This window comes from Paeniglutamicibacter sulfureus, assembly GCF_030512175.1.
Classification (GTDB): Bacteria; Actinomycetota; Actinomycetes; order Actinomycetales; family Micrococcaceae; genus Paeniglutamicibacter; species Paeniglutamicibacter sulfureus.
In genome coordinates this window covers 1497663-1510148 of record NZ_JAULBL010000001.1, presented here as the reverse complement: position 1 = coordinate 1510148, position 12486 = coordinate 1497663, and the positions used below count along the sequence as shown (strand labels likewise).

Sequence of the window (12486 nt, the reverse complement as noted above, 5' to 3'; positions counted from 1 at the left end):
CCGTTGGCTCACGCCCGGGGCGGTACTGGCTCTCAACGGCGATATTGGTGGCTCCGACGGGCAATATCCGGTGGCTCTCAAACCACCGGATATTCAGCCAGCCGCTAGGCGTTGGTTGCCCGGTGCGGGAACTACCATTCGGTGCCGCCGGAATTCCCCCATGCGAAGGATACAGTGCCGCACCGGCTGGGCATCACGCAATTGCATAGAACATCACCGCGGTGGACGGGACCGTAATCGCTCCGCGCCAACGTGCCATCAACAGCCTGGGCGCCATCATCGCAGGATGGCGGGCTAACAGCTATTGCCGGAGCCCGCACCCTCAAACCACACGGGCGCAAGTAGCGCATCCCGTCAGGAATCGAGGCCCTGTCTGCCGCCGCCATCCTGCTGTGTGGGACACCCGAAACCACGCCGGAACCGGCGGCAAATTCCTTGGCTGTCTATGAACGTGGCACCTTGGACACACCCACCTTGCACGATTGCCGAAACCACACCCAGCCATGCACGCATCGACCACATCTGCAGAATAACTGGGCGGCCGAAGCCCACCCGGGTCAGTTGGTCGAGGCAACCCCTGCGGGCGGCCCACCACCGAAACCCTCGCCAGTCCTGGACTATGCCCACGATCCCGACTACTTGCTCATACCTGCTCCCCCGGCCGTTCTCTTGGCACCAATCGCTGGGCATGCGGCATTTTCCCTGCGATGGTCATAGGAGCCTTTCTACAGGAATCGGGCCGTCTGTTCGCGCATCTATGACCGCCATACCCGAGGCTTGTCTTTTGATCCTCATCCACGAGGAGTCGGAAACGTCCCATGGATGCAACTACTGAGAGATGCCAGGCCGGCATACGACCGATGGCTGCAATCACATTGCCTTCCAATGGGCAGCAAGCATATCCATGAAAATAGACGGCATTATGCTGGGCTAGAAATCTACGTCTTCAATGTAGCTGTGACCCGCTGGCTGTCTTCATGTGGAATGTCCCGCGGACACAAGAAGAGTTCGACAGGATTTATGGCGCTTATTCAAGTGGGCTCAATGGTCGATCACCAATGCGTGTTGGAAAATGGCTAATCATCACCGACAATCTTGATACCGCCGAGAATCGGCATCAGCCGGGTCGTTTCACGTGAAACATCGTCACTTGCAGGGCGTCCCCATCATTCTCTGCTCTGCGCAACCGACATTTCGGGTCGCCACAGATTCTTGGTATTCGTGAATATTTGACTCTTTGAGAGGCAACAATATTGCCGCTCAGAGGCACTTCGCCAAAAAGCGAACATTCTCCTTCAGAGCCACTTATAGCGATCTTGAGAGCCATGAGTTAGCTCCTTAGGCCAGGTAAAAGACACATCGTGGATGGAACAGTGAACAGCTGCGCGGCCGCACAGGGCGAGGACTGCACCAGCGGCTCAGGTCTTGGGCTCACCACGACGCGATCATGGACCGGATCATCCACAACACCATCTGGATCGAGACCGGAAGCTTCAACATGCGCGAGAAGATCGGCCCCGATTAGGAATAGATAGGCCCGTAGAAGGCCGCTGGCTTCCTCCCAGGAAGGTACTTGCCCCCAACGTCAATAATGGGCGCTCCCCAAAGCGTCGGATACTCAGGAAGCTCGTGTCAGTATCTTTAAGGAAAATTTTCCTCTCCAGCATCCAACAAAAGAGACGTTGGAGACTACCTCGGAAAGACCAGAAACTTGTTCTTGGAATTCACCTGTAGCGTTCCTGGGTGCCACGCTGTCCCTGAGTACGCGTCGTACAAGGTGGTGATTGGTGTGGGGCCGCTCGATTGTCCCTCCAACGCCCTTCTCGGCGGGCTTCTGGCGCTCGCGGTTCACGCGGTGCTGCCCTTCACGCATCATCAGCAGAAGGACTTACACCAGCGACTTGGTTTCGGCGTTCCTGTAGAGGCGATCATCCGCATCACGATTTCCATTGAGCCCCAAACAAGCAGCATCCGGGAGCAGACCAAGGCGGAGCTGGAACAGATAGGAACTTCGGTGGCCCCGTCTCCCCCAAAGAACGTGTGGCCCCCAGTGGCAATATCTGAAGGCCCAAACCCGCGGATACACATTGGAACGCAGGCTTCAGTCACGCAGCTTCCGGACGAACGCTTGATGATTTCCGGCCGGCGACATGCCGAGTCAGATGCAACGCAGCGCAGCGCATAGGTAGATCGTCGTCCAGCCCATGCAGCATCACCTTGGTTCAGGTTCATCTCATGACCACGAAAGGATCCGATGTTGCAGATGTCGTACGACGATCCACGCGATTTGCCCCGCACGCTCCCTGCGGCCCATACGCGCCCCTCACCGCAAGGTGGGCGGGTCGTGTCACCGTTGGGGCTCGTGGAGCCCATCAGCGGCTTCTGAGTGGTCTTGCGCGGAGTGGTGTCACGCAATTTCCGGCGTGGTCATCGCGCGGGGCAATACTGCCTTAAGCAAAAGTTGGAGTGTTTCACGTGAAACACTCCAACTTCGCAAGTCTTGCTCCTTACTCCACTTGGGAATCCGGTGACAACACGCTCATGATGCGGTTCAGGTCGTCGACACTGGCAAATTCGATGCTTACCCGCCCTTTCCGAGCACCCAACGAGATCTTCACGCTTGTATCCAGTCGATCGGAGAGCGAGGTTGCCAGGAAATCCAAGCGCTCATGGCGCGGGGTCAGCTTCGGCGTTGCGCTCTTTCGAGGCTTTTCCTGTCCGTCACTCAGGGCTACGGCTTCTTCGGTGGCCCGGACGGACATGCCCTCGTTGACGATACGCTGGGCCAGCTGCTCGATCGCTGCAGCGTCAACAAGTCCCAGTAGTGCACGGGCGTGTCCGGCAGATATAACTCCGGCAGCCACTCTACGTTGCACGAGGGCAGGCAATTTCATCAGACGGATGGTGTTCGAGATCTGAGATCGTGAACGCCCGATTCGTTCTGACAGCACTTCTTGTGTGCAAGCAAATTCGCTCAGGAGTTGCTGGTATGCGGCGGCCTCTTCGAGAGGGTTAAGCTGCGAACGATGGAGGTTCTCCAGTAGTGCATCCCGGAGTAGATCATCGTCTTGCGTTTCCCGGACGATTGCCGGAATTGTTGTCAGACCTGCTGCCTGAGTTGCACGCCAGCGGCGTTCACCCATGACGATCTCGTAGGGTTCCTTGTCATTCTCCCGTGAAGGACGAACAACAATCGGCTGAAGTAAGCCCACTTCGCGAATGGAATGGACCAATTCGGCCATATGTTCTTCGTCGAAGTACGAACGCGGTTGCTTCCGGTTCGGGTGGATCTGATCGACGGAAAGCTCCGCAAAGCTGGCACCAGGAACCTCAACCAGACTGCTGGAATCGACGTCGTTGGCGTCTAGCTCCCCCGCGCGTCCGGAGGAAGCAATGAGACCGGGCATCTGGGCCCTACGCTTTTTGGCCGCTGCAGAGGGAGCCGAAATCGATTTGGAATTCTCCGCGGCGACTTCTTCCTCGGTCTTCCCCGGCACGAAGAACATATCGACCGGCCGCGCTTTTTTGCCATTTGCCGCGCTCACGGCGGGCTTGCCTTTGGCAGCGGTCAGTTCCGGGCTCTTTGCAGACCTTGCGGTTGCCGGCTTCGATGTTCCACGTGAAACATTCTTCGGAGCATCCTCCTCGGTTTCCGCGACAGGGCTGCTCGAAATCAAGGCACCAAGACCTCGTCCTAAACCACGTCGCTTTTCCGACATTGGAAGTTACTCCCTTTCGACACCGTTGCTATTTGAACCCAAGGCAATTCTACTGGGTGGTGATTGATTGTTGAGGACGCGGCTCACGGGTATGCCCCGCGGACGTCAAAAGCGGTCATCTGCACCCTACCTGACCCCGGGGCATACATCTAGCCGCCGCAAAAACGCTTTGTAGAAAATAACAGACAAAAACAACTGAAAAAGCCACTTATCCGACAGCTCGAAAAGATTCGACACTATTTCACGGGCGCGGCAAGATTCCGGGCCGACATCGGCAACTCTACTTGGTGCCGCGCTCAGCGATCTCGGCAGCTGCTTCCAAATAGGAAAGCGCCCCCGTCGAACTCGAGTCATACGTGATGACCGTTTGCTGGTAGCTGGGAGCTTCGGATATGCGGACGCTCCGAGGGATCAAGGCCTGCAGCACCTGGTTTGGGAAGTGCTCCCGAACTTCGCTAGCAACCTGCGCTGCCAGGTTTGTCCTGCCATCGTACATAGTCAAAAGAATCGTCGAGACGGTGAGATCCGAGTTGAGATGCTTCTGGATCATTTCGATGTTCTTTAAGAGCTGGCTAAGGCCTTCAAGTGCGTAGTACTCGCACTGAATGGGAATTAGGACTTCGCGTGCGGCAACAAACGCATTAACAGTCAGCAGGCCTAGGCTTGGCGGGCAATCAATGAATACATAGTCCAAGCGGTCCATGCCATGCAGATCGCGATACTGAGCGTACTGCTCCAGTGCGCGTCGAAGCCGTTGCTCGCGGGCCACCAGCGATACGAGTTCGATCTCCGCACCAGCCAAATGGATGGTTGCAGGAGCTACCGTCAGGTTATCGATGTCAGGACAAATGGCCACGACGTCGGCTAGTGGAAGATCGTTGATGAGCACATCGTAAATGCTGTCAACATCAGCGTGATGCTCGATGCCCAACGCGGTCGAGGCATTGCCCTGTGGATCGATATCGATCACAAGAACATTCAGGCCCGCAATGGCCAACGCTGCAGCAATGTTCACGGTGGTGGTTGTCTTGCCTACGCCACCCTTTTGGTTGCTGACAGTCATGTAACGCGTGGTATCCGGCTTCGGCAGTTTTCGGCCGCTGAGCTTTTCCCGCCTTTTGTGTTCGCTAGCAAGCTGGCTTGCAAGTGGAGAACTGTCGTCAGTGGTATCGAAAACGTTTCGTGCCATCGCAGGTTCCTTCGCCACCACTGGGTCCTCTCCATCGGAATCCGTCAATTCCACTGCTTCGTTCTCGTCGAGAATCGTTGCAGTGGTAAAGATTGTTTCACGTGAAACATAGTCGGGCTCGGTTAAATCAATTGTTTTAGGTTGCTCTTGAGTGTTCGACGAACCAAAACTAGCAAAAAGCGCTGCAAACGGTGGAATCTTGTTGACGCTACGCTTCAAAACAGTTCTTTCTACTATCTCTGCCGGTGGCATCGAACCACCTGATACAGCCTATCGCTAAAGCGCTAGGCTACGTTGATACGCACCACGGTCGTCGGTTCGCGAAGAATATCTTCTCCCACGGTCACGACCTCAGTCTTTTTACCACCGAGACGACGAATCATCTTCGCTGCCTTCTCGACTTCCTCAGCAGCTGAACGCCCCTTGATGGCGAGGACGGTTCCTTTGCCATGGAGCAGAGGGATCGTGAGCCCAGCAAGGTTGGTAAGAGCCGAAACTGCGCGGGCTGTCGCGAAGTCGGCGTTCACGCTTTCAATCACTTGCTCGGCACGTCCACGCATCACCGTAACGTTTTCGAGCCCGAGATCCTCAACGACTTCGTGCAACCAAATGCACCGACGCTCCAATGGCTCGATCAAGGTCAATTCTAGGTCGGCCCGGGCTAGGGCCAGGGTCAGACCCGGTAGCCCTGCCCCGCTGCCAACGTCGGCCACATGAGCACCCTGGTCAATCAGGTTGGCAACGACGGCACAGTTCAAGACATGCCGGGACCACAAACGTGGGACTTCACGGGGACCCAGCAGGCCGCGCTCCATTCCGGATGTGGCCAAATGCTGAACGTATCGCTCTGCAAGCCCCAAGCGGTCGCCGAACACGGTTCGGGCCGCCTGGCTCTCTTCGGCGGTAAGTTCTACTTCGTTGCTCATAAAGTGTTGTTCCTTGGTTCCAGGCTCAGGCGTCAGCGGGAGAGACAACGATGTGGCGACCGGGACCCTCGCCCTCGGACTCACTCTGCATTCCCAGGGCGGCCACACAATCGTGTACAAGCTTGCGTTCGTAGGCGCTCATGGGATCGAGCGCTACGCTTCCGCCGGTCGTCCCCACCTTGGCCACAGCTTCTTCGGCAATGCGCTTGAGATCGCCGGCACGACCTTGGCGGTAGCCAGTGATGTCCAAAACGAGTCGCGAACGGTTGCCTGTCGCGGTCAGGACAGCCAGTCGCGTGAGTTCCTGCAAGGAGTCCAAGACTTCCCCATTGGAACCGATAAGGCGACGCAACGACTTTTCGTCTTCCGGCTCGCCTGCGATTGAAATGTAGGTCCGTCCACCACGAACTTCAATGTCGATGTCGCCATCGAGGTCGGCAATATCCAGCAGTTCTTCGAGGTAGTCGGCAGCGATGTCGCCTTCTTCCTCGATGTTCCTGGCTTCGTTGCGAACGTCGTCCTCCTCCACCGGGCTTACGGTCTCGGCAGCTTCGCTTTCCTCAACATTGCTCATGGCTACTTCTTCTTCCTGTTCTTGCGCTGGGGCTGGACACGCTGCACCTTTGGCTCTTCAACTACTACCGCCGCGGCTTCCGCTTCTGCCTTCTTCTGGCCAACCGGAGGCAGGCCCTTGGCTGCACGGCGCTCATTGAGTTCGCGTTCTGCCTGGGAACCCGGAGTCGGGTTGTTGCGAATGACGTAGTACTGCTGGCCCAAGGTCCAAAGGTTCGTGGCGGTCCAGTAGATCAAGACACCGATCGGGAAGTTGATGCCACCAATACCGAAGACCAACGGAAGGATGTAGAGCATGATTTTCTGCTGCTGCATGAAGGGACCCTCGAGGGCTTCCTTCGTCATGTTCTTGGACATGATCTGCTTTTGCGTAATGAACTGCGAAGCCGTCATGGCAAGAATCATGATGATGGCAACAATGATCACCGCGGCGCTCGGAGCCCCGGAATTCAAAGTGTTCAGGAAGGTGTCGGAAAGGCGAGCGCCAAAGATGGACGACGCGTCAAAGCTTTTGATGTGTTCTGCCGAAAGCGCGCCAACGGACGAATTGCTTGCGCTGGCCTTGGAAGCGTTGTTCAAAACCGTAAACAGTGCGAAGAAGAACGGCATCTGCACGAGCATCGGCAGGCAGGACGACAACGGGTTCGTCTTGTGTTTCTTGAAGAGCTGACGCTGCTCCGCAATCATGGCCTGCTGCGAAAGCTGGTCTTTCTTGCCCTTGTACTTGGCCTGAAGCTTGCGCAGGTCCGGCTGCAGGGCCTGCATGGCGCGCTGTGCCTTGATCTGCTTGACGAAGACCGGGATCAAGGCCGTACGGATCAAGAGCACCAGGAAGATGATGGACAGCGCCCACGTCCACCCCGAGTTGGGATCAAGTCCTATGAGCGTGAACAATTCGTGGAAGGCCCAGAGGATCCACGAAACTACATACCGAAACGGGCTCAGCAGCAGGTCAAAGAAATTTGTCATTACCGGTCATGCTCCTCAGGCCGCATCTGCGGCGTCTTCGTCGGCGGGAATCGGAGGATGATTCATCACCATGATCTTGGGGGTCTTGCCTTCTGGCCAAATTCGCCGGCCTTCGGGAACGTAATCGATCCCGCCATGGCTAAAAGGATTACATCTTAAGACACGCCATATGGTTAATCCGATGCCTTTGATGGTGCCATGTACCGTGACTGCTTCAAGGCCGTAGGCCGAACAGCTGGGAAAGTAACGACAGACGTCGCCGTAGACAGGCGAAATGATCTTTCGATACACCATGAGAAACCCGATGATGAGATTTCTCGGGATATCTATAAGGAACCAGATGAGCCCGGTTCTGGGCCTACGATCCTTTTTCATGCTTAGCACCCGCCTTACGGACAACCGAATCAAGCCCAGAACGGACTTGCTGGCCTAGCTCGTCCCATTCGATGTCGGCAGAACCAGGTAATGCCCGGAGCACGACGTCGAGGCCGGTGGCATCCGCAGCGAACTGCTGAGCCAATGCACGCATTCTTCGCTTGACGAGATTGCGGTGCACGGCATTGCCAACGGCCTTGGAAACGATGAAACCAAAACGGTTATTGCCCCGGGGTTCTTCAGAGCGAACCCGTGCATATAGCACTACGTTCCGGCGCCCAGTTCGGGCGCCGGAACGTACAGTGGCTGTAAAGTCCTTCGAAAGGCGCAATCGCTGATTCTTTGGCAACACGACGTCACGCGTCGAGTCTGTAAAACAAAGAATCCACGAAAACCTGCGCTATTTCAGGACAGTAGTGCTTAATGGTTATGCAGAAAGTTCGACGCGACCCTTGCCACGGCGGGTTGCCAAGATGGCACGGCCTGCACGGGTACGCATACGAAGTCGGAAACCGTGCTTCTTGGCACGACGACGGTTATTCGGCTGAAAAGTCCGCTTGCTCACGGTAGTAACTCCAAGACGATCATGTGATGCGCCTTGCCCGTTGCTAATAAGTAGGGAAGAACAGGCCGACGCTCGTATTCAGGTGGCCCTCGTGGACTGCTCCGAGCTTTCGATAATCCGAAGACTTTCGAAGGCACCTCACAGTGCCAAAAGTGCACACATAGGACTACACAACGATAGGGGTGGAAGTGAGGGTACGTCAAATTGAACCGACCATGGCCCGGCAAGGACCACTGTGCGTGATGTGATGTTAATTGTGGATAGCCCGGTGGATAAACGCTTAAAACTAGCGAATATCGGGTCTGACACCATGGTCCTAGTTGTCAATTTTTACTTGCTAACACGCAGATTTGCAAGCCCTCGGGAGATATCCACCTCAAGTTATCCACCGTCTGTGCATAACGCTGTGGATGACGGCTAGAATCATTCCGTTGGGTCCGGTCGTTGCCGGCCCCATTCGTCGCCCGTTTGGTCGATGTAAGAAAACGAAGGGGCCTAACTGTGAGCACAGACGAGACCAATAGTGTCGGCAGTGCCTGGCGCCAGGTAGTTCGCCATGTCGAACAAGACGACCGTGTCACTCCCATGCAGCGTGCATTTGCCGCCTTGGCTCAGCCCCAAGGTCTGATCGGGACAACCCTGTTGCTGGCGGTACCCAATGAGTTGACTCGTGACGTTCTCCAAACACAGCTCAAGGATCCCCTGGAACAGTCTCTAAAGCTGGTTTTCCAGTCAGATATCCGCTGTGCGTTCAGCATCGACTCGGATCTGGTCCCAGAGGAGGCTCCGGCTCCCCCCGTCGAGCTGCCCCCGGTTCCCAAGGCGCGCATCAGCGATGTCCTTCCGCAGCCGTCGCCACCGTCCAATTCCCAGGAATTTGGCCGGCTGAACCCCAAATACATCTTCGACACATTTGTTATCGGTTCCTCGAACCGTTTCGCCCACGCCGCTGCGGTTGCGGTCGCAGAGGCTCCGGCCAAGGCGTACAACCCCCTGTTCATCTACGGCGATTCGGGTTTGGGCAAGACCCACTTGCTCCATGCCATCGGTCACTATGCCCGGCATCTCTATAACGGAATCCGCGTCCGCTACGTAAATTCCGAGGAATTCACCAACGACTTCATCAACTCCATCCGGGACGACGAAGGTGCCAGCTTCAAACAGACTTACCGGAATGTCGACATCCTTCTCATCGACGACATCCAGTTCTTGGCCAACAAGGACGCCACCCAGGAAGAGTTCTTCCACACGTTCAACGCGCTACACAATCACAACAAGCAGGTCGTGATCACCTCTGATCTGCCGCCAAAGCAGCTGTCAGGCTTCGAGGATCGGATGCGTTCACGATTCGAATGGGGCTTGCTCACCGATATCCAGCCTCCAGAACTCGAAACCCGTATTGCCATTCTGCGTAAGAAGGCCACTGCCGAGAATCTCTCCGCGCCCGACGAGGTCATGGAGTACATCGCTTCCAAGATCTCCACGAACATTCGCGAGCTTGAGGGTGCGTTGATCCGCGTGACGGCCTTCGCCTCACTCAATAACCAAACCGTTGACATGAGCCTTGCCGAGACAGTCCTGAAGGATTTGATCACCGACGAGGGTGCGCAGGAAATCACCCCGGCCACGATCGTTGCCCAGACTGCCGAGTACTTCAATCTCACAATTGAAGAACTCAACAGCAAATCCAGAACCAGGACTTTGGTGACAGCACGGCAAATCGCCATGTACCTGTTGCGGGAACTCACTGATATGTCCTTGCCAAAGATCGGCCAAGAACTTGGCGGCCGTGACCACACCACGGTGATTCACGCCGACCGGAAAATTCGCGAACTCATGGCCGAGCGTCGGGCAATCTTCAACCAGGTCACCGAACTGACCAACCGGATCAAGCAACGTCAGCGAGAAGGCTAGGGGCTCCTTGACCCAATAACCACAGGTGTGGATAAACCTGTGGACAGTTAAGTGGACTACGGCGATTACCTGCGGATAACCACAGGGGTCACTGTGGATCCCTTAATTTACGCAGAAAGTTATCCACCGGGGCGTGACACTCAGTGTCACGCCCAATCACATGTTGTGCACATGCATAATTGGTGCGTTCCCGCGGCGGAGGGTACTTATCCACAGTATCCACAGGGGTTATTAACACTACTAATCCCATCTTTCTTATTCATCCAGATAACAAGACCTCTTTTCCGTCCCCGGGCCCCAAAGGCCCATATCGCCATCGTTTGCCTCGCTCCCATGGGTTCCTTGCAGCCGAGTTGCCCGCCAAGATAGACGCCCGAATTTCTGCTTCTCCGATATGGAACATCCCACTCAGGACGCCACCATCGGGCCGGACTGGATTCGCCGTTGGAAGGAACTTGTGGTCCGCTCCCCCTTGGTCAAGACGAAGAAACCTGGATTTTAGCTAGCACTCCGTAAAACGCGTATCACTCCGGCCAAGACCTCGGATACCGAAACTTCATGCTCCTTCCGTCTGCGTTTTGTGCTCTTCAGATAGTCGGGGCTGCCGAAAACAACCTGTGATATCGGCTGCCTCGATTGAGTGGCTTCTCTTGCTACAGCGCGCTTGTTCAGGACAGTGCACACCCCCGTTCGTTTCGTTGCTTCAGAGAAGCCACAGGTTTCCGGTTTCGGCTAAAGTCATCGCGTTTCACACACAAGCCACAGGCAGGATCATCGTTTGCGAGTCTCAAAAGCCGGTATGCTCGAAGGCTGTGCCGTAGTTCTGCCATCAGCTGCAGTCGGTTCAAAAGCAAGCGTGTCAACGCACGCCGGTCCAAGGATCGGTTCTGGGTTTGGATTTTTTCCGAGCCGCTAAGCTTGCTTTAAGTCAAGTACTGTCGACTTCGTCGTGAAAGGCGGACCACTTCGTGAAGTTCAGCGTTGAAAAGGATGTATTGGCCGAAGCCGTATCCTGGACCGCCCGTTCACTCTCTCAGCGACCGCCCTCACCGGTGCTTTCAGGCATCCTCATCACCGCGACCAGCGGCACTGTTTCGCTGGCAGGGTTCGACTACGAAATTTCTGCGCACCTCGAGATCGCCGCGGATGTCGCAACCGAGGGAACCATCCTGGTCTCGGGCAAGTTGTTGGCCGAAATTTGCCGGAGCCTTCCAAACGCCACCGCAGTCATCGAAACCGATGGCACCAAGGTCACTCTCACCTGCGGACGAAGCCGATTCCACCTGGCCACCATGCCGGTGGCCGAGTATCCGGAACTTCCAGTGCTTCCAGAGGTTACCGGCGTCGTCGATGGCGAGGCTTTTGCCCACGCGATCAACCAGGTCATCGTTGCAGCGTCCAAAGACGACACCCTCCCGATCCTCACCGGCGTCAAGATGGAAATCGAAGACGACCTGATCACGTTCCTGGCGACAGACCGGTACCGCCTTGCCATGCGCGAGGTCCACTGGAAGCCCTCGCAGTCCGGTATTTCCACCTCTGCGTTGGTCAAGGCCAAGACCCTGAATGAGGTCGCTAAGACCCTTGGCTCCGCCGGCGAACTGAAGATCGCCCTGGGCGAAGGCAACGAACTCATTGGATTTGAAAGCGGAAACCGCCGGACGACCTCGTTGCTCGTGGACGGGGACTACCCCAAGATCCGCTCCCTCTTCCCCGAAAACACGCCGATTCATGCCACCGTGCGCACCTCGGACCTCATGGAAGCTGTCCGCCGCGTGGCGGTCGTTGCCGAGCGCAACACCCCGGTCCGGCTATCGTTCGCCGGCGGCCAGCTGTCCCTCGATGCCGGCACCGGGGAAGATGCCCAGGCCGAGGAATCCATCGAGGCGCAGATCGACGGCGAGGAAATCACCGTTGCATTCAACCCCGCCTACCTGAGCGAGGGACTGAACGCATTCGACAGCGAATTCGTGCGGTTCTCCTTCACCAGTGCCCCGAAGCCGGCCATGATGACGGCGCAGTCGTCCCTGGACGGACAGGACAGCGACCAGTACCGTTACCTGGTCATGCCGGTGCGCCTACCAAACTTGCCCAATTAGGTTGCAAGCGGGGGAAAACCTGGTTTTCTTCCCCGTTGCAATCCCGTGTTCGACCGCTCCACGTCCGCTCCAACCGGAGCGGTCGAACACGACTTTTCTTGGCGGTTTCCGCCAGGCCTTCATCACCCGATCGACGGCACCCCGCCCCTTGATCCCA

11 protein-coding genes and 1 pseudogene are annotated in these 12486 nt (G+C 56.5%); 4 read left to right on the top strand and 8 right to left on the bottom strand.

The window, feature by feature from the left end; all coding sequences use genetic code 11:
* Window positions 1-1429 precede the first annotated feature (1429 nt).
* Together Q2T94_RS20650 and Q2T94_RS06660 are read left to right on the top strand one after the other, a co-directional pair.
* A pseudogene (locus tag Q2T94_RS20650) lies at window positions 1430-1525 on the top strand (ATP-binding protein); the annotation flags it as partial.
* A 186-nt stretch (window positions 1526-1711) separates the two neighbouring features.
* Complete coding sequence (locus tag Q2T94_RS06660; RefSeq protein ID WP_302263325.1) at window positions 1712-2185, top strand: hypothetical protein; 474 nt, start codon at window positions 1712-1714, stop codon at window positions 2183-2185.
* A 322-nt stretch (window positions 2186-2507) separates the two neighbouring features.
* Here the strand turns inward: Q2T94_RS06660 and Q2T94_RS06655 are convergent, their stop codons facing one another.
* The 8 genes from Q2T94_RS06655 to rpmH all read right to left on the bottom strand — a co-directional run bounded on the left by Q2T94_RS06655 (window position 2508) and on the right by rpmH (window position 8316).
* A complete protein-coding gene (locus Q2T94_RS06655; protein ID WP_264271055.1) occupies window positions 2508-3719 on the bottom strand; it encodes a ParB/RepB/Spo0J family partition protein in 1212 nt (403 codons plus the stop codon).
* A 280-nt stretch (window positions 3720-3999) separates the two neighbouring features.
* Complete coding sequence (locus tag Q2T94_RS06650) at window positions 4000-5127, bottom strand: ParA family protein (RefSeq protein ID WP_372342950.1); 1128 nt, start codon at window positions 5125-5127, stop codon at window positions 4000-4002.
* Window positions 5128-5192: 65 nt separating this feature from the next.
* Window positions 5193-5834, bottom strand: a complete 642-nt coding sequence (gene rsmG / locus Q2T94_RS06645; RefSeq protein WP_302263324.1) for a 16S rRNA (guanine(527)-N(7))-methyltransferase RsmG — start codon at window positions 5832-5834, stop codon at window positions 5193-5195.
* Between the two features lie 25 nt (window positions 5835-5859).
* Window positions 5860-6408, bottom strand: coding sequence for a Jag family protein (locus tag Q2T94_RS06640; protein ID WP_264271053.1), 549 nt, complete (start codon window positions 6406-6408; stop codon window positions 5860-5862).
* A gap of 2 nt (window positions 6409-6410) precedes the next feature.
* Window positions 6411-7376, bottom strand: a complete 966-nt coding sequence (gene yidC / locus Q2T94_RS06635) for a membrane protein insertase YidC (RefSeq protein WP_302263323.1) — start codon at window positions 7374-7376, stop codon at window positions 6411-6413.
* A gap of 15 nt (window positions 7377-7391) precedes the next feature.
* On the bottom strand, window positions 7392-7751 hold the full coding sequence (yidD, locus tag Q2T94_RS06630; RefSeq protein WP_264271051.1) for a membrane protein insertion efficiency factor YidD: 360 nt from the start codon (window positions 7749-7751) through the stop codon (window positions 7392-7394).
* Window positions 7735-8103: a ribonuclease P protein component gene (gene rnpA, locus Q2T94_RS06625; protein ID WP_302263322.1), complete on the bottom strand. Its 369-nt coding sequence runs from the start codon at window positions 8101-8103 to the stop codon at window positions 7735-7737. Before rnpA ends, yidD begins: the two co-directional genes overlap by 17 nt.
* Window positions 8104-8178: 75 nt before the next feature.
* The gene (gene rpmH, locus Q2T94_RS06620) at window positions 8179-8316 is read right to left on the bottom strand and encodes a 50S ribosomal protein L34 (protein ID WP_217390880.1); all 138 of its coding nucleotides are present in this window, start codon (window positions 8314-8316) and stop codon (window positions 8179-8181) included.
* Between the two features lie 501 nt (window positions 8317-8817).
* Between rpmH and dnaA the strand changes: the two genes are divergently transcribed.
* Window positions 8818-10230 carry a chromosomal replication initiator protein DnaA gene (dnaA, locus tag Q2T94_RS06615; RefSeq protein ID WP_264271049.1) on the top strand — a complete coding sequence of 471 codons (1413 nt, stop codon included), beginning with the start codon at window positions 8818-8820 and terminating at the stop codon, window positions 10228-10230.
* A gap of 968 nt (window positions 10231-11198) precedes the next feature.
* On the top strand, window positions 11199-12329 hold the full coding sequence (dnaN, locus tag Q2T94_RS06610) for a DNA polymerase III subunit beta (RefSeq protein WP_302263321.1): 1131 nt from the start codon (window positions 11199-11201) through the stop codon (window positions 12327-12329).
* The last annotated feature ends 157 nt before the right edge of the window (window positions 12330-12486 follow it).

Excerpts from the sequence above, each read along its gene's own strand:
- Q2T94_RS06655 (WP_264271055.1), bottom strand. The coding sequence starts at position 3,719 with ATGTCGGAAAAGCGACGTGGTTTAGGACGAGGTCTTGGTGCCTTGATT.
- rsmG (WP_302263324.1), bottom strand. The coding sequence starts at position 5,834 with ATGAGCAACGAAGTAGAACTTACCGCCGAAGAGAGCCAGGCGGCCCGA.
- Q2T94_RS06640 (WP_264271053.1), bottom strand. The coding sequence starts at position 6,408 with ATGAGCAATGTTGAGGAAAGCGAAGCTGCCGAGACCGTAAGCCCGGTG.
- yidC (WP_302263323.1), bottom strand. The coding sequence starts at position 7,376 with ATGACAAATTTCTTTGACCTGCTGCTGAGCCCGTTTCGGTATGTAGTT.
- yidD (WP_264271051.1), bottom strand. The coding sequence starts at position 7,751 with ATGAAAAAGGATCGTAGGCCCAGAACCGGGCTCATCTGGTTCCTTATA.